We start from the raw sequence: 16743 nt of genomic DNA, 5'->3' as shown, positions 1-16743 counted from the left end.
ATTATTTGCCTCCTTCCTCAGAATTCTTCTTGGTTGGAAGGACTTCACCGCGGTAGATCCATACTTTTACGCCAAGCTTACCATAAGTAGTGTCTGCTTCAGCGTGCGCATAGTCGATGTCAGCGCGCAATGTATGGAGCGGAACAGTTCCTTCGCTGTAGGACTCAGCACGGGCAATGTCAGCTCCGCCTAGACGTCCAGATACTTGAGTTTTGATCCCTTTAGCGCCTGCACGCATAGTGCGTTGGATCGTTTGTTTTTGAGCACGGCGGAAAGATGCACGGTTTTCTAGCTGGCGTGCGATTCCTTCAGCGACCAATTTCGCATCAAGGTCAGCTCGTTTGATTTCTACGATGTTGATGTGGACACGCTTGCCAGTCATCGCGTTCAGTTGCGTACGAAGTACTTCTACTTCAGAGCCACCTTTACCGATTACCATACCTGGCTTCGCAGTGTGGATTGTTACGTTTACACGGTTTGCAGCGCGCTCGATTTCGATTTTCGAAACGGAAGCTTCTTTCAAACGTGTTTCGATGTATTCACGGATTTTCAAATCTTCGTGAAGGAGTGTCGCGTAGTCTTTTTCAGCGTACCATTTCGACTCCCAGTCACGGATGATTCCGATTCGCATTCCAATTGGATGAATTTTTTGTCCCACGAATTATCCCTCCTTCTTCTCAGATACCACTAGTGTGATGTGGCTTGTGCGTTTGTTGATCGCGCTCGCACGTCCCATTGCACGTGGACGGAAACGCTTCAAAGTCGGCCCTTCGTCAACGAATACTTCGCTGATGACAAGGTTCTCGATGTTCATTTCGTAATTGTGTTCAGCGTTAGCAGCTGCAGATTTCAACAACTTCTCAACAACAATGGATGCTGCTTTAGGAGTGTGGTTCAAAATCGCGACCGCTTCACCGATTTGCTTGCCTCGGATTAAATCTACTACTAAACGGACTTTACGAGGAGCAATACGTACTGTTCTAGCAACAGCTTTTGCTTGCATGGGGAAATCCTCCTCTCAATTAACGTCTTGTTTTCTTATCGTCTGCACCATGGCTTGCGTATTTGCGTGTTGGAGCAAATTCACCAAGTTTATGGCCTACCATATCTTCAGTCACGTATACAGGGATGTGTTTGTGGCCATCGTATACTGCAATTGTCTGCCCGATGAATGTCGGGAAAATTGTAGAACGGCGGGACCAAGTTTTGATCACTTGTTTTTTCTCAGAATCCTTTTGTGCTTCGACTTTCTTCATAAGATGATCGTCTACAAAAGGTCCTTTTTTCAAGCTGCGACCCATTTGGGATCCTCCCTTCGTGATTGCACCACGGTTCTTTCGATGAACCGCAGCGTAATCAAATTATTTTTTGCGGCGACGCACGATAAATTTATCGGATTTGTTCGTTTTCTTGCGTGTTTTGTACCCAAGAGTCGGTTTGCCCCATGGAGACATTGGCGATTTACGTCCGATTGGCGAACGTCCTTCACCACCACCGTGTGGGTGATCGTTCGGGTTCATGACAGATCCGCGGACTGTTGGGCGGTTGCCTTTCCAGCGGTTGCGTCCTGCTTTACCGATGTTGATCAATTCGTGCTGCTCGTTTCCGACAGCGCCGATTGTTGCGCGGCAAGTAGCAAGGATCATGCGAACTTCGCCTGATTGCAAGCGGACAGTTACGTACTTTCCTTCTTTACCAAGCACTTGTGCTGAAGCTCCTGCAGAACGTACCAATTGGCCGCCTCCGCCTGGTTTCAACTCGATGTTGTGGATAGTAGAACCCATTGGGATGTTAATCAATGGCAAAGCGTTACCTGCTTTGATGTCTGCTTCCGGTCCTGACATGATTTGCGTGCCAACCTCAACGCCTTTAGGTGCAAGGATGTAACGTTTTTCTCCGTCAGCGTAATGGATAAGTGCGATATTCGCAGAACGGTTCGGATCGTATTCGATCGTAGCAACGCGTCCTGGAATGCCGTCTTTGTTACGTTTGAAATCGATCACGCGGTATTGGCGCTTATGTCCGCCCCCGTGGTGGCGTACAGTGATTTTACCTTGGTTGTTACGGCCGCCTTTACGCTTCGTCGGTTGCAAAAGCGACTTTTCAGGCTTGTTCGTTGTGATTTCCGCGAAATCCGAACTAGTCATGTTACGACGACCGTTAGTGGTAGGTTTATATTTTCTAATCCCCACGTTGTTTCCCTCCTTCTTTGATTAGTTCTTGTTCAGAACTTATGCAATTACATTTCGAATAGTTCGATGTCTTTTGAATCAGCAGTCAATTTCACGATCGCTTTGCGGCGTTTGTTCGTGTAGCCTGCGTGTCTGCCCATGCGTTTGAATTTGCCTTTGTAGTTCATGATGTTGACTTTCTCAACTTGAACGCCGAAGACTTCCTGAACTGCATGTTTGACTTGAGTTTTGTTAGCGCGAACGTCCACTTCAAAAGTGTACTTCTTCTCCGCCATTACCTCAGAAGAACGCTCGGTAATGACTGGACGCTTTAGAATGTCACGTGCTTCCATTAACCAAGCACCTCCTCGATTTTTTCTACGGCTCCTTTAGTCATGACGACTTTGTCATGGCCAAGCAAGTCCAATACGTTGATTCCGTTAGCCGGAACAACTGTCATGCCTTTGATGTTGCGTGCAGATAGTGCCACGTTCTCATCAAGGTCAGCTGTTACGAACAATGCTTTCGTGCCGACAGACAAGTCATTCACAAGCTTAGTGAATTCCTTTGTTTTCGGTGCGTCGAAAGCCAATCCTTCAAGTACCAATAGGTTTTCGTTCGCTACTGCCGAAGACAATGCAGAACGAAGCGCTAAACGGCGGACTTTTTTAGGAAGTTTATAGCTGTAGCTGCGTGGTGTCGGTCCGAATACGGTACCGCCTCCGCGCCATTGTGGTGAACGGATCGAACCTTGACGGGCACGTCCAGTTCCTTTTTGGCGCCATGGCTTTCTTCCGCCACCGGCTACTTCAGAACGGTTTTTGACTTTATGGTTACCTTGACGCAAAGAAGCACGTTGTGCAACGACTGCATCAAAAAGTACAGATTCATTTGGTTCAATGCCGAAGACAAGATCGTTCAATTCGATATCGCCAACTTGTGAACCAGTTTGGTTTAGTAAAGCTACTTTAGGCATTCTTGTTTCCTCCTTTCTTCAACTGTGATTAGTTAGCTTTGATAGCCGACTTAACACGGATTAGTGATTTGCGTGCACCAGGAACATTCCCTTTAATAAGAAGCAAGTTGCGCTCAGCATCCACTTTCACGATGTGAAGGTTTTGGATAGTGACCGTGTTGCCGCCCATTTGACCAGGCAATTTCTTCTGTTTGAATACGCGGTTCGGAGCAACAGGCCCCATTGAACCAGGACGACGGTGGTAGCGTGAACCGTGACTCATCGGCCCGCGTGATTGTCCGTGGCGTTTGATAACACCTTGGAAACCTTTACCTTTCGTAGTTCCTGTTACATCTACTACATCGCCTTCTGCGAATACATCTACTTTGACTTCCTGACCAATCTCGTAATCAGCTAAGTTTACATTGCGAAGTTCGCGAATGAAGCGCTTAGGAGCAGTGTTTGCTTTTGCTACGTGGCCTTTCTCTGGTTTGTTCGAAAGCTTTTCGCGCTTGTCATCAAAACCAAGTTGTACCGATTCGTAGCCATCCACTTCAACTGTCTTTTTCTGAAGCACTACGTTTGGAGTAGCTTCGATTACAGTTACAGGGATCAAATCACCGTTCTCAGCAAAAACTTGCGTCATACCGATTTTTCTACCTAAGATTCCTTTGGTCATGTCGTCACACCTCCTGCAAAATTTTATGTTTTGTATTTTCGTTTACCAATTATAGTTTGATTTCAATATCAACGCCGGATGGTAGATCCAGTTTCATTAGCGCGTCAACAGTCTGTGGTGTCGGGTTAACGATATCGATCAGACGTTTGTGTGTGCGCATTTCGAATTGTTCGCGAGCATCTTTGTATTTGTGGACAGCTCGCAAGATTGTGTAAACGGACTTTTCAGTCGGCAACGGTATCGGACCTGATACGCTAGCACCTGAACGTTTAGCAGTTTCAACAATCTTTTCAGCAGACTGATCCAGGATTCTGTGATCATATGCTTTCAAACGGATACGAATTTTTTGTTTTGCCATTATTTTCCCTCCCTTTTCGCCTATTTTTGGGATAGACTTCTCCACGAAAATTTTCCTCACACTCGCCATGGCAAAGCGGCCGGGTGTGTCGGTAACCTCTCGCTTCTTCGCAGTCAAAGACCAACATTCACCATTATACAAAATAAAAAAGAATTCCGCAAGACTTTGCACGAAATTCTTTTTCATTCGCTTTTACTAGTATAGCAGGATTCTTTTCAGTTTCAACCGATACGGTAATAGTCGAAATCTTTCGGACTCACCCTAAAAACATGACCGCAATCCAGCCGAACAGGACGAGCGGAATGTTGTAGTGGATGAAGGTCGGGACGACTGTGTCCCAGATGTGATTGTGCTGGCCATCGACGTTCAAGCCCGCTGTTGGTCCAAGTGTCGAATCGGATGCAGGCGATCCGGCATCGCCGAGCGCGCCGGCTGTCCCGATCAATGCGATGATCGCCAGCGTCGAGAAGCCGAACTCGACACTGAGCGGGACGAAGATCGCGGCGATGATCGGAATCGTCGAGAACGATGAGCCGATGCCCATCGTGACGAACAATCCGACGATCAGCATGGCGAGCGCTGCCAGGCCTTTATTGTCGCCGAAGATAGCCGCCGCACTTTCAACGAGCGAGTCGATGGCCCCGGTCGCTTGGATGACCGAAGCGAATCCATTCGCCGAGATCATGACGAAGCCGATGAATGCCATCATGCGCATGCCCGCTGTCAGAACGTCATCCGCCTCTTTCCACTTCATCGCCCCGAAGACATAGAGGATCAGGATTCCGGCAAGTGCGCCGATGATCATCGAATCGCTCTGGATCTGCGCAAAGAGCGCCGCGATCAAGGCGATGACGGTCACGATGATGTCTTTCATGGAAGCGGTCCGTTTTGGAGTTTCTTCTATAATAGTAGCCGCTTCCACCGCCCGGTATTCACGTGGCTTGCGGTAAGACACGAAGACCGCCACCACTAAACCAAGGAATAGGCCTGCGACCGGCAGCGCCATCGCTTTCGGGATATCCGCCATATCGATCGGCATGCCCGCCAGTTCCATCTGTGTGGCGAGAATTTCATGGAAGATCAAGCCGAAGCCATACGGTAATAGAATATACGGTGCTGTCAGCCCGAATGTCAGGACAGAAGCAATGAGCCGGCGGTCGATGCGTAATTCATTCAGGATGTGCAGAATCGGCGGCACCAAGAGCGGGATGAAGGCAATGTGGATTGGGATCAGGTTTTGCGAGAAAATCGCCATCGCGAACAGCGCAAAGATGATGAGCGCTTTCGCCAAGTTCTCGCGTGTCGCCTCCCCTTCTTTATTGACCATCTTCAATACACCCGCAACGAGCAATTCCGGTATGCCGGTGCGCGAAATCGCAACGGCGAATCCGCCGAGCATGGCATAGCTGAGCGCGATGGTGGCCCCAGCGCCCAGCCCGTCTGTATAGGAAGTCAAAGTATCAGTGAAGTTGAGCCCTCCGCTGAGCCCTCCGGCGAGTGCGCCGATCAATAAGGCAAAGACGACGTTGACACGGAGCAAGCTTAATACAAGCATCACTAAAACTGCGATAATAACTGCATTCATTGTTCATTTCTCCTTTAGTTTGCTAAAGCGTTAAAGCACTTTACTAAAGTAACAAAACTGTCCAATGATGTCAACACAGCAAACCCGCTCCCAACTGGCATAAAAAAACGCTCCTTGCCAAAAGGCAAAGAGCGGGCGTTATTGGGCTTGCCGCATCTTTTCTTCGTACGCCTGGATATAGGCATCGTATTGAATCGTCAAGGCGATCTCATCCCAGCCGTTCAACAGCATTTCTTTCCAGTACGGGTCGATGTCGAATGAATAGCTGGTGCCGTCTTCTGCTGTCACCGTTTGCTGTTTCAAGTCAACGTCGAGCCGATATGGCGCTTGTTTGCCTTTTTCCAGCAAGGCCGTGACTTCCGCTTCTTGCAGGCGGATCGGCAAGATGCCGTTTTTCACGCAGTTATTATAGAAGATATCTGCATAGCTCGGCGCGATGACCACGCGGAATCCGTAGTCGAGGATAGCCCACGGCGCGTGTTCACGGGAGGAGCCGCAGCCGAAGTTTTCCTGCGCCACAAGGATCTCGGAATCTTGGAAGCGCGGGTCGTTCAAGACAAAGTCCTTATTCGGCGTACCGTCAGCGTTGAAACGCCAATGGTAGAACAAATACTTGCCGAACCCCGTGCGTTCGATGCGCTTGAGGAATTCCTTTGAAATGATCTGGTCAGTGTCGACGTTTTTGCGGTCGAGCGGCGTCAAGACGCTCGAAATTTCATTGATGGCTTTCAAATCCAGTTCCTCCTTCCGTTATGCTTGTGGCACAGGTTCTTTCATAAACTTTCGGACATCTGTCAGATGCCCCTCGATCGCTGCCGCTGCCGCCATAACGGGTGACACCAAATGCGTCATGGAGCCTGCGCCTTGGCGCCCTTCGAAATTACGGTTGGAAGTAGATGCGCAGCGTTCGCCTGCCGGCACAGCATCCTCATTCATGGCGAGGCACATGCTGCAGCCTGTTTCGCGCCATTCAAAGCCAGCCTGCAAGAACACCTCGTCAAGCCCTTCCGCTTCAGCTGCGCGCTTGACGGTCTCAGAACCCGGTACGACAATCGCCGTGACCGACGGATGCACTGTCCTGCCTTTGACGATTTCACTCGCTGCCCGCAGGTCGCTAAGGCGCGCATTCGTGCAGGAACCGATAAAGACGTGTTGGATGTCGATGGACGATAACGGAGCGCCTTCTTCCAACTGCATATAAGCAAGTGCCTGGCGCAACGCGTCCCGGTCTTCCTGCTTGTCGTAATCTGCCGCTGTCGGCACGTGTTCAGCGATGCCGGAACCCATCGATGGGTTGGTGCCCCATGTGACGAACGGGGAAATGTCGTCCGCATGTATGGTGTGCGACACGTCGTAACTTGCGCCTTCATCTGTCGCAAGCGCCAGCCAGCGCTCAGCTTCACGTTCAAATGCTTCGCCTTCCGGAACATGTCTTCTGCCGCGCAAATATTCGACTGTTGTTTCATCTGGGCTGACAAGACCGGCGCGGGCGCCCGCTTCGATGGACATATTGCAAATTGTCATGCGTTCTTCCATCGACAAATTGCGGATCGCTTCCCCGGTGTATTCAATGATATGGCCGGTTCCCATATCGACGCCGTACTTCGAGATGATCGCAAGGATGATGTCTTTTGCGGAAACACCGAAGCCCAGTTCGCCGTCGATGCGGATCTCCATCGTTTTCGGTTTGGATTGCCAAAGTGTCTGTGTCGATAAGACATGCTCCACTTCACTTGTCCCGATGCCGAATGCCAACGCGCCGAACGCACCGTGCGTGGACGTATGGCTATCGCCGCAGACGATCGTCTTGCCTGGCTGCGTGAGGCCGAGTTCCGGCCCGATGACGTGGACGATGCCTTGGTCGGGGTGATTGATCCCAGCAAGCGGCACCCCGAACTCGTCGCAGTTTTCCTGAAGCGTCTTGATTTGCTTGCGGGAAATCGGGTCTTTGATCACGGAGCGGTTGCGCGTCGGTACGTTATGGTCCATCGTCGCAAAGCACAGGTCCGGGCGCCGCACTTTCCGCCCGTTCAAGCGCAAGCCTTCAAATGCCTGCGGGGAAGTGACTTCATGCAAGAGATGAAGGTCGATATACAACAGGTCGGGTTTTCCCGGCTCTTCGAATACAATATGCTGTTCCCAGATTTTTTCAATAATCGTTTTTGCCATAGCAGAGTGCCCCTTCCATTTACACGTAGGAAAACATGATGTGTTCCGACACGAATTCCCGTTCCAATTCTTCGATGACTTTTTCCACGAAGCGTTCCGTCGAGATGACTTTATTGCCGCAAGCCGACAAATCGCCTGTGCAATAGCCGTCATCCAAGACGCTCATGACCGCTTCTTCAATGGCCGATGCTTCCGAATCCATGCCGAATGATTGGCGCAGCATCATCGCTGCCGACAACATCGCTGCCGACGGGTTTGCTTTGTTTTGGCCTGCGATATCCGGTGCCGAGCCGTGTACCGGTTCGTATAAACCGAAGCCGTCTGAACGGATGCTCGCGGACGGCAGCATGCCGAGTGAGCCAGTGATGACCGATGCTTCGTCGCTCAAGATGTCGCCGAACATGTTCTCTGTTACCACGACGTCGAATGCCCGTGGATTGGTGATCAGTTTCATGGCAGCCGAATCGACTAGCATATGTTCGACTTCCACATCCGGATAACCCGCTTTGCGTTCTTCGACGACTTTTCTCCAAAGCTTGCTCGATTCCAAGACGTTCGCTTTATCGACCGAAGCCAGTTTGCCGCGGCGCGAACGGGCCATTTCGAATGCCTGGTCGACGATGCGCTCGATTTCCACACGTGTGTAAACGAGTGTATCGACCGCGGAGTTCTCGTTATGGCGTTTCGGTTCCCCGAAATACAATCCGCCAGTCAATTCACGGACGATGACCATGTCCACTTCACGCGCAATTTCTTCTTTTAATGGGGACGATCCGAGAAGTGCCGGTACCGCCTTGACCGGGCGGACATTGGCAAACAAATCGAAGTGTTTGCGGATATTCAAGAGCCCTTTTTCAGGGCGCTGTTCTGCGGGGTTGTTGTCCCATTTCGGGCCGCCTACCGCACCGAGGAGGATGGCATCGCTCGCTTCACACGCTTCAACGGTTTCTTTTGGCAGCGGGCTGCCGAATTCATCGACTGCCGCTCCACCGATGGCCGCGAAGTTCCAATGGAATGTGTGCCCATAGCGCATCGCAATGGATTTTAGCACCTTCACTGCCGCCTCTGTTACTTCTGGTCCGATGCCGTCTCCTGGCAATACCGCGATTGTCTTTTCCATAGTAATTCCTCCTCTGTGGGTTTGCTTGATTATACTGCTTGGATCTTCGTTTTATTCCCCTGTTTTACGAGCTGTCGGTTCACTGCATTGAAATACGCTTTCGCGGTCGCTTCCAACACGTCTTGTGCGACATCGCGGCCTGTCACGGTCTCCCCGTCGTAGCTCATATTGATGACGGCTTCCCCGAGTGCATCGCGGCCTTTGCCGATGGATGTCACACGATAGTCCAGGATGTGCACTTTGCCTTCGACGATGCGTTCGAGTGTATTGAAGATCGCTTCGACCGACCCTGATCCTGTTGCTGCTTCGTGGATCATGGTGCCGTCCGGGCCGATAGCGGATGCTGTCGCCGTCGGGATGTTCGCCGTGCCGTATTGCACTTGCACGCTTTCTAGCTCATAAATAGGTGTTTCCGTATCATTGATTTGCTGGTCGGTCAGCAATACGAACAAATCGTCTTCAGTGATCTGCTTTTTGCGGTCCGCGAGTTTCTTGAACTCGATGAACGCTTCATTCAATTTGGCATCAGGCAACTCGAAGCCCATCTTCACTGCGCGGTCGCGGAATGCGTGCCTGCCGGAATGTTTGCCAAGGACCAGTTCCGTTGCCGCATCGCCGATCAATTCCGGCGTGATGATTTCATAGGTCAGTGGGTTTTTCAACATGCCGTCCTGATGGATGCCGGATTCATGCGCAAAGGCGTTCTTCCCGACGACTGCTTTGTTCGGCTGGATGATGCTGCCGGTCAATTGGCTGACCAATTGGCTCGTGCGTTTGATTTCATTCAAATTAATGCCGGTTTCGATTTCATAGAACTGCTTGCGGATGTGGAGCGCTACCGCAATTTCTTCCAACGCGACGTTCCCTGCCCGTTCACCGATGCCATTGATCGTGCCTTCGACTTGCGTCGCGCCGTTTTCAATCGCAGCAAGCGTGTTCGCTGTCGCCATGCCCAAATCGTTATGGCAATGCGCGGACAGCTTGACGTTTTCGATGCCCGGTACGTTTTCCGTCATATAACGGAACATCGCCCCGTATTCTTCCGGCGTCGCATAACCTACCGTATCCGGCAGATTGACTGTCGTCGCGCCTGCTTCGATGACTTTCTTGATGATGTGCGCTAGGAACTCCGGGTCGGAACGGGAAGCATCTTCCGCCGACCACTGGACAAGCGGGAAGAATTTTTTCGCGTAGCGGACAGATTCGACAGCGATGTCGACGACCTGTTCCGGTGTTTTCATCAATTTATGTTCCATATGGATGGGCGAGGTCGCCAAGAAGATATGGATATGCGGTTGTTCCGCTCCCTTCAAGGCCTCCCATGTCCGGTCGATATCCGCTTTCATGGAGCGGGACAGTCCCGTTACGATAGAGTTCTTTACGGTACCTGCGATCCGCTGCACTGCGTCGAAGTCTCCTGGCGATGAAGCCGGGAACCCCGATTCGATAATCGTCACGCCTAGACGTTCGAGCTGGCGGGCGATTTCGATTTTCTCAGCTGTATTCAAGTTGATCCCGGCCGACTGTTCTCCGTCCCGTAGTGTCGTATCGAAAATATCAATTTGAGACATTGGCAGCCACCTCTTTTGGTTTTTTGTTTTCATTGACGAATGGCATCATCGCACGCAATTCGCGGCCGACTTGTTCGATCTGGTGTTCCGCTTCGGCGTTTTCGATCGCCGTGAATTCCGGGCGGTTCAATTGGTTCTCAAGCAACCAGCCTTTGGCGAACTTGCCGGTTTGGATATCCGTCAAAACGTCTTTCATGCGGGCTTTTGTATCGGCATCGACAATGCGCGGTCCGGAGACGAAATCTCCCCACTGCGCTGTATCGGAAATCGAGTAGCGCATGCCGGACATACCGCCTTCATACATGAGGTCAACGATCAATTTTAGTTCGTGCAAGCATTCGAAGTATGCCAGTTCCGGCTGATAGCCCGCTTCCACCAAAGTTTCAAATCCGGCTTTGACGAGTGAGGTCACCCCGCCGCATAGTACCGCTTGTTCACCGAATAGGTCCGTTTCCGTCTCTTCCTTGAACGTTGTCTCGAGGATCCCTGCACGGGCTGCGCCGACCCCTTTTGCATAAGCCAAAGCGGTGTCTTTCGCATTGCCTGATACATCTTGATGCACTGCGAATAACGCCGGTACGCCTGCTCCTGCTTCGAACGTTCTGCGGACAAGATGTCCCGGGCCTTTAGGGGCGACAAGGAAGACGTCCACATCTTTCGGCGGCACGATTTGGTTGAAATGAACATTGAAGCCATGTGCAAAGACGAGTGACTTTCCAGCCGTTAGATGTGGCTTGATTGACTCTTCGTAGATTTGTGTCTGGCGCTCATCCGGCACAAGGACCATGATGACGTCGCCGGCTTGTGCCGCTTCCGCGACTGTCGCCACTTCCAGGCCGTCTTGCTTCGCCTGGTCGAATGATTTGCCGGGTCTTACACCGACCACTACTTTGAATCCTGAATCATTTAAGTTCTGCGCGTGTGCATGCCCTTGTGAACCATAGCCGATCACCGCGATTGTCTGTCCTTTTAGAGCCTGGTCATTTACGTCTTGGTTATAATACATTTTTGCCATTTTTAATTTCCTCCTCGAGTTTGGGGTTTTAGTTTAAAGGATGTTCAATTGCGGTGTATGGGCTTTTTGTGTTTCCCTGACAAAAGCGGATACGCCGGTTCTCGTTAATTCCTTGATGCCATAAGGCTTCATCAAATCGATGAAGGCTTCGATCTTCTCCGGGTCGCCTGTCACTTGGAACGTGGTGACGTTTTTGCTCATATCGACCACGGTCGCGCGGAACGGTTCCACAATGCTGTAAATCTCGCTGCGCGCAGCTGGCGGTGCGACCACTTTGATCAGTGCGAGTTCCCTCATGACCATCGCCTTATCGGTGATGTCATTCACTTTCAGCACATCGATTTGCTTTTGCAGCTGTTTGAGCAATTGCTCGAGCTTCCCTTCATCTTCCACATTGACGACAAACGTCATTTTGGAAATGCCTGCTTGCTCGGTATGGCCGACCGAAATGCTTTCAATATTGAATTGGCGTTTCATCAACAGCCCGGTGACCCGGTTCAAGACGCCGCTCTGGTTGATGACCGTCGTTGTGATTACTCGCTTCATTCGCCTTTCACCCCGATCATTTCGTTGAGCCCTTTGCCTGGCGCCACCATCGGGTAGACACATTCGAGTTGGATTACCCGGCAATCGATGAGCGCTGGGCCATCTGATTCAAACGCTTTTTTGAATACTTCTTCCGCTTCTTCCATCGTTTCGACTTTATAGCCATCGAGATCATAAGCGGCCGCTAGTTTCACGAAATCCGGCTGCACCGGCATCATCGACTGGGAATAGCGTTCCTCGTAGAAGGTTTCCTGCCACTGCCGGACCATGCCGAGGCTTTGGTTGTTCAGGATGACGATTTTCACCGGTAAGCGGTATTCCTGCAATAGCGATAATTCCTGCATCGTCATCTGGAATCCGGCATCACCGACAACAGCCACCACCGTTTCTTCCGGTCTTGCGAACTTCGCCCCGATTGCTGCCGGGAAGCCGAAGCCCATCGTCCCTAGCCCGCCGGATGTGACCCAATTATGTGGGTTATTGAATCGGTAATACTGGGCTGTCCACATTTGGTGCTGGCCGACGTCCGTCGTGACGATCGCGTCGCCTCCGGTCAATCGGTGGATCAATTCGACCGCTTGCTGGGGCATGATGCCAACCCGTTCTTTTTGGTGATACTGAAGCGGGTAAGCTTCTTGGTATGCATGGAGCTTAACGCGCCATTCTGTTGCGTCGGGGCTTTCGAAATTGCTTTTCAATAGCTCGACCAATGCCGCTTTGGCATCCGATACGATCGGGATCGCTGTCGGGACATTCTTCCCGATTTCCGCCGGATCGATATCGATATGGATGACTTCCGCGTTCGGCGCGAACGAGGCTAGATTCCCCGTGAGCCTATCGTCGAAACGGGCTCCGATATTGAGCAACACATCACATTCGCAAATCGCCGTATTCGCTGCGTATGTTCCGTGCATGCCTCCCATCCCGAGGAACAATTCATGATCGCCGCCGACCGTACCGAGCCCAAGCAAAGTATTTACGATCGGGATTTGATGATGCTCCGCAAAGACTTGAAGCTCTTCTGAAGCTCTCGCGGCCAATACCCCGGCGCCTGCCAGGATCACCGGCTTTTTCGCTTTCGACAGCAATTGCACTGCCTTTTGGATCTGCAGATAATTCGGTGAAGTGGTTGGTTGATAGCCCGGCAAGTAGACATCTGCATCCGCCTGTTCTTCGCTTCCGGCGAACAGCATCGTCGATACATCTTTCGGGATATCAACAACTACCGGTCCCGGGCGCCCTGTCGAAGCGATGAAGAATGCTTCTTTGATGATTCGCGGAAGATCTTCCGCTTTTTTCACCTGATAATTATGTTTCGTGATCGGCTGGGTGATGCTCACGATATCCGCTTCCTGGAAAGCGTCGGTGCCGATGACCGATGTGGCAACTTGCCCGGTGAAGACGACGAGCGGCAAGGAATCGAGCATGGCGTCCGCAATCCCGGTGACAAGGTTCGTCGCCCCCGGCCCGGACGTGGCGATGACCACTCCCGGTTTTCCGGAAACCCTGGCGTATCCTTCCGCCGCATGGATTGCGCCTTGTTCATGTCTCGCTAAGATGTGGCGGATCGGGTTTCGATGCAAGGCATCATAGATTGGCAGAACCGCACCTCCTGGGTAGCCAAAAATGATCTCAACACCCTGCTGTTTCAATGATTGAATCAATACGTCCGCCCCGCTGCCGGATAATCCTTGTTTGAGTTCTTCTCTGACCTTTACGTTTACTCCCAATCTTTCCGCCTCCTTCTTCTTAAGTCTTCGGAAGTGCCAAATGAAAAAGCTTTTCCATCCCTACACAAAGAAGACCTCTTCTTTGCATAGGGATGAAAAAGCTTCATGGTACCACCCTATTTCGCTGCGAGCTGCAGCCTCATGGATAATTTCTTATCCGCTGATAACGATAACCCGTCACTTGCAGTCACCGGGAACACCTAGAAGGCTGGAGCCGTTCAGCATTCCACTCAGAGGGGATGTCGCATCTGGCAGCATTGCCGGCTTCCACCACCCCGGCTCTCTGTAAATGCTGTATTCCATTTGCTTTAACCTCGTCATTGAATTGATCTTATGAATTTATACTGCGTTTAAATGTTCTGCGTTATATACTTTCACGCCATCCTGCTGCACGAGCTCCCGGAATGCTTCCAACAGGTCATTCGTGACAGGCCCTGGCTTGCCGTCGCCGATTACGCGTCCATCGACTTTGATGACGGCGATGACTTCTGCTGCCGTCCCTGTCAGGAACACTTCATCCGCTACATAGACATCGTGTCTGGTAAAGACGCCCTCTTCGATTTGATAGCCTTTTTCAGCTGCCACTTCCATGATGGCGTTGCGTGTGATCCCTTCAAGCGCTCCCACATAACCGGGAGGCGTCAGCAGTTTATTTTTCCGGACGATGAAGATATTATCGGCCGACCCTTCCGCTACATAGCCTTGGTCGTTCAGCATAAGCGCTTCGGAAACACCCGCCAAGCTTGCTTCGATCTTCACTAGGATGTTGTTCATATAGTTGAGTGACTTCACTTTTGGGCTAAGGACGTCTGAGCGGCTTCTTCTTGAAGCGACTGAGACGATTTCAATGCCGCTGTCGTACAAGGCTTTCGGGAATAAAGAAAGCGGTTCTGCGATGACGATGACATTCGGCTTTGCACAACTGAATGGATCGAGCCCTAGATTTCCCACACCCCGAGAGACGACTAAGCGGATATAGGCATCCTTCAATTTGTTTTGCCGGAGCGTTTCCACGACCAGCTGCGTCATTTCTTCGAAAGTATGCGGAATTTCAAGCATCACTGATTTAGCCGAATCGTAAAGGCGCTCAAGATGCTCTTCTAAACGAAAGACATTCCCATTATAGGAACGGATGCCTTCGAAGACTCCATCGCCGTAGAGGAAGCCATGATCATAAACTGAAACCTTGGCATCTTCCTTTTTTACAAATTCACCGTTCATATAGATTACTTGTTCAGTCATGATGTCCACTTCTTTCTCCGAAATTTTTTATGGGGATTGGCGCTGCGAATGCTTTGTCTTGTTAAATTGTTGCTATCATATCGCCTATTCCAAAGGGTGTCAACAAACAAAATGAGATTTTTTTGCTAATTCTGAACATTGAAATCATTTGTATCCGTTTACATTGTTGATGCAGCGCGGTTTTAAATATTTTTAAAAAAGTTTGAATATTTTATGGAAATGCGATATATTGCGTATGAAAAATAGAAAAGTCCACCCTTATCGAGGATTTGCAATACCATGCCTTCAGCGATTAAACGGATCGTCCAGCCTCTAAACCCTGTATCCTGTCACATAATTTTCATTTTTAATTTTAAAAAAAACGCAAAAAACCCCCAACTCATAATGAGTTGGGGGTTTTGAACACAAGCGGATTACTTCTGGATAGAAGCTACAACGCCAGCGCCTACAGTACGTCCACCCTCACGGATAGAGAACTTAGTACCTTCTTCAAGCGCGATTGGAGAGATTAGCTCAACATCCATTTCGATGTTATCGCCAGGCATAACCATTTCTACGCCTTCAGGAAGGTTACAAACACCAGTTACGTCAGTTGTACGGAAGTAGAACTGCGGACGGTAGTTTGTGAAGAATGGAGTGTGGCGTCCACCCTCTTCTTTTGAAAGAACATAAACTTCAGCTTTGAAGTTTGTGTGTGGAGTGATTGAGCCTGGTTTAGCAAGAACTTGTCCACGCTGAACGTCGTCACGGGAAATACCGCGAAGAAGTGCGCCGATGTTGTCGCCAGCTTCAGCATAGTCAAGCAATTTGCGGAACATTTCTACACCTGTAACAGTTGTAGATTTTGGCTCTTCAGTAAGACCGATGATGTCAACGTTGTCGCCGACTTTGATTTGTCCACGCTCAACACGGCCAGTTGCTACTGTACCACGGCCAGTGATTGAGAATACGTCCTCAACTGGCATCATGAATGGCTTGTCAGTGTCGCGTTCTGGAGTTGGGATGTACTCGTCAACTGCAGCCATCAACTCAAGAATTTTTTCTTCCCATTCTGGCTCGCCTTCAAGGGCTTTAAGCGCAGAACCTTTGATGACTGGGATGTCATCGCCAGGGAAGTCATATTCAGACAATAGGTCACGAACTTCCATCTCAACTAGTTCAAGAAGCTCTTCGTCGTCTACCATGTCGCATTTGTTCATGAATACTACAAGGTAAGGTACGCCTACTTGACGTGAAAGCAAGATGTGCTCACGAGTTTGTGGCATTGGGCCGTCAGCAGCAGATACTACTAGGATCCCGCCGTCCATTTGTGCAGCACCAGTGATCATGTTTTTAACATAGTCGGCGTGACCTGGGCAGTCAACGTGTGCATAGTGGCGTGTTTCAGTTTCGTACTCGACGTGAGAAGTGTTGATTGTGATACCGCGCTCTTTTTCTTCAGGTGCGTTATCGATTTGGTCGTAAGAACGAGCTTCCCCGCCTGATGCTCTAGCAAGAACTGTAGCGATTGCTGCAGTCAAAGTTGTTTTACCATGGTCAACGTGTCCGATTGTACCAATGTTAGCGTGTGTTTTAGAACGGTCAAATTTAGCTTTACCCATT

General features: G+C 50.4%; 17 protein-coding genes and 1 pseudogene. All 18 read right to left on the bottom strand.

Annotated features, from left to right (window positions below; translation table 11 throughout):
- Position 1 precedes the first annotated feature (1 nt).
- The gene (gene rpsC, locus BBI15_RS00695) at positions 2-658 is read right to left on the bottom strand and encodes a 30S ribosomal protein S3 (RefSeq protein WP_068871364.1); all 657 of its coding nucleotides are present in this window, start codon (positions 656-658) and stop codon (positions 2-4) included.
- A gap of 3 nt (positions 659-661) precedes the next feature.
- Positions 662-1003, bottom strand: coding sequence for a 50S ribosomal protein L22 (gene rplV, locus BBI15_RS00690; protein WP_058382159.1), 342 nt, complete (start codon positions 1001-1003; stop codon positions 662-664).
- A gap of 19 nt (positions 1004-1022) precedes the next feature.
- Entirely contained in the window at positions 1023-1301 is a 279-nt protein-coding gene (gene rpsS / locus BBI15_RS00685) for a 30S ribosomal protein S19 (protein WP_068871362.1), read from the bottom strand.
- 60 nt (positions 1302-1361) lie between these two features.
- Positions 1362-2192: a 50S ribosomal protein L2 gene (gene rplB / locus BBI15_RS00680; RefSeq protein ID WP_068871360.1), complete on the bottom strand. Its 831-nt coding sequence runs from the start codon at positions 2190-2192 to the stop codon at positions 1362-1364.
- Positions 2193-2239: 47 nt separating this feature from the next.
- Positions 2240-2524, bottom strand: a complete 285-nt coding sequence (gene rplW / locus BBI15_RS00675) for a 50S ribosomal protein L23 (RefSeq protein WP_068871358.1) — start codon at positions 2522-2524, stop codon at positions 2240-2242.
- Positions 2524-3147 carry a 50S ribosomal protein L4 gene (rplD, locus tag BBI15_RS00670; RefSeq protein ID WP_068871356.1) on the bottom strand — a complete coding sequence of 208 codons (624 nt, stop codon included), beginning with the start codon at positions 3145-3147 and terminating at the stop codon, positions 2524-2526. Before rplD ends, rplW begins: the two co-directional genes overlap by 1 nt.
- Before the next feature lie 28 nt (positions 3148-3175).
- Positions 3176-3805, bottom strand: coding sequence for a 50S ribosomal protein L3 (gene rplC / locus BBI15_RS00665; protein WP_068871354.1), 630 nt, complete (start codon positions 3803-3805; stop codon positions 3176-3178).
- Positions 3806-3854: 49 nt separating this feature from the next.
- On the bottom strand, positions 3855-4163 hold the full coding sequence (gene rpsJ, locus BBI15_RS00660; protein WP_068459695.1) for a 30S ribosomal protein S10: 309 nt from the start codon (positions 4161-4163) through the stop codon (positions 3855-3857).
- A gap of 256 nt (positions 4164-4419) precedes the next feature.
- Positions 4420-5748, bottom strand: a complete 1329-nt coding sequence (locus BBI15_RS00655; RefSeq protein WP_068871352.1) for a Na+/H+ antiporter family protein — start codon at positions 5746-5748, stop codon at positions 4420-4422.
- A gap of 138 nt (positions 5749-5886) precedes the next feature.
- Positions 5887-6480, bottom strand: coding sequence for a 3-isopropylmalate dehydratase small subunit (leuD, locus tag BBI15_RS00650; protein WP_068871350.1), 594 nt, complete (start codon positions 6478-6480; stop codon positions 5887-5889).
- A gap of 18 nt (positions 6481-6498) precedes the next feature.
- Entirely contained in the window at positions 6499-7917 is a 1419-nt protein-coding gene (leuC, locus tag BBI15_RS00645; RefSeq protein ID WP_068871348.1) for a 3-isopropylmalate dehydratase large subunit, read from the bottom strand.
- Between the two features lie 19 nt (positions 7918-7936).
- A complete protein-coding gene (gene leuB / locus BBI15_RS00640; protein WP_068871346.1) occupies positions 7937-9037 on the bottom strand; it encodes a 3-isopropylmalate dehydrogenase in 1101 nt (366 codons plus the stop codon).
- A 29-nt stretch (positions 9038-9066) separates the two neighbouring features.
- The gene (locus tag BBI15_RS00635) at positions 9067-10608 is read right to left on the bottom strand and encodes a 2-isopropylmalate synthase (protein ID WP_068871344.1); all 1542 of its coding nucleotides are present in this window, start codon (positions 10606-10608) and stop codon (positions 9067-9069) included.
- Positions 10595-11626, bottom strand: a pseudogene (ilvC, locus tag BBI15_RS00630) (ketol-acid reductoisomerase); the annotation flags it as partial. The gene BBI15_RS00635 and the pseudogene ilvC, both read right to left, overlap by 14 nt.
- 30 nt (positions 11627-11656) lie before the next feature.
- Positions 11657-12169, bottom strand: a complete 513-nt coding sequence (gene ilvN / locus BBI15_RS00625) for an acetolactate synthase small subunit (protein ID WP_068871340.1) — start codon at positions 12167-12169, stop codon at positions 11657-11659.
- Complete coding sequence (gene ilvB, locus BBI15_RS00620) at positions 12166-13899, bottom strand: biosynthetic-type acetolactate synthase large subunit (RefSeq protein ID WP_068871338.1); 1734 nt, start codon at positions 13897-13899, stop codon at positions 12166-12168. The genes ilvN and ilvB overlap by 4 nt, the downstream gene beginning before the upstream one ends.
- 339 nt (positions 13900-14238) lie before the next feature.
- Entirely contained in the window at positions 14239-15141 is a 903-nt protein-coding gene (ilvE, locus tag BBI15_RS00615; RefSeq protein ID WP_068871336.1) for a branched-chain-amino-acid transaminase, read from the bottom strand.
- A gap of 413 nt (positions 15142-15554) precedes the next feature.
- Positions 15555-16742 (bottom strand): elongation factor Tu, encoded by a 1188-nt coding sequence (tuf, locus tag BBI15_RS00610; protein WP_068871334.1) that lies wholly within the window; start codon positions 16740-16742, stop codon positions 15555-15557.
- Between the last annotated feature and the right edge of the window lies 1 nt (position 16743).

This window comes from Planococcus plakortidis (assembly GCF_001687605.2).
GTDB lineage: Bacteria > Bacillota > Bacilli > Bacillales_A > Planococcaceae > Planococcus > Planococcus plakortidis.
Note: the sequence above shows the minus strand (reverse complement) of the source record. Positions and strands in the feature narration are given on the sequence as shown.

Bases quoted from the DNA above. Each gene is read 5' to 3' on its own strand.
- rplV (WP_058382159.1), bottom strand. From the start codon at position 1,003: ATGCAAGCAAAAGCTGTTGCTAGAACAGTACGTATTGCTCCTCGTAAA.
- rpsS (WP_068871362.1), bottom strand. From the start codon at position 1,301: ATGGGTCGCAGCTTGAAAAAAGGACCTTTTGTAGACGATCATCTTATG.
- rplW (WP_068871358.1), bottom strand. From the start codon at position 2,524: ATGGAAGCACGTGACATTCTAAAGCGTCCAGTCATTACCGAGCGTTCT.
- rplD (WP_068871356.1), bottom strand. From the start codon at position 3,147: ATGCCTAAAGTAGCTTTACTAAACCAAACTGGTTCACAAGTTGGCGAT.
- rplC (WP_068871354.1), bottom strand. From the start codon at position 3,805: ATGACCAAAGGAATCTTAGGTAGAAAAATCGGTATGACGCAAGTTTTT.
- rpsJ (WP_068459695.1), bottom strand. From the start codon at position 4,163: ATGGCAAAACAAAAAATTCGTATCCGTTTGAAAGCATATGATCACAGA.
- BBI15_RS00655 (WP_068871352.1), bottom strand. From the start codon at position 5,748: ATGAATGCAGTTATTATCGCAGTTTTAGTGATGCTTGTATTAAGCTTG.
- leuC (WP_068871348.1), bottom strand. From the start codon at position 7,917: ATGGCAAAAACGATTATTGAAAAAATCTGGGAACAGCATATTGTATTC.
- leuB (WP_068871346.1), bottom strand. From the start codon at position 9,037: ATGGAAAAGACAATCGCGGTATTGCCAGGAGACGGCATCGGACCAGAA.
- BBI15_RS00635 (WP_068871344.1), bottom strand. From the start codon at position 10,608: ATGTCTCAAATTGATATTTTCGATACGACACTACGGGACGGAGAACAG.
- ilvN (WP_068871340.1), bottom strand. From the start codon at position 12,169: ATGAAGCGAGTAATCACAACGACGGTCATCAACCAGAGCGGCGTCTTG.
- ilvE (WP_068871336.1), bottom strand. From the start codon at position 15,141: ATGACTGAACAAGTAATCTATATGAACGGTGAATTTGTAAAAAAGGAA.
- tuf (WP_068871334.1), bottom strand. From the start codon at position 16,742: ATGGGTAAAGCTAAATTTGACCGTTCTAAAACACACGCTAACATTGGT.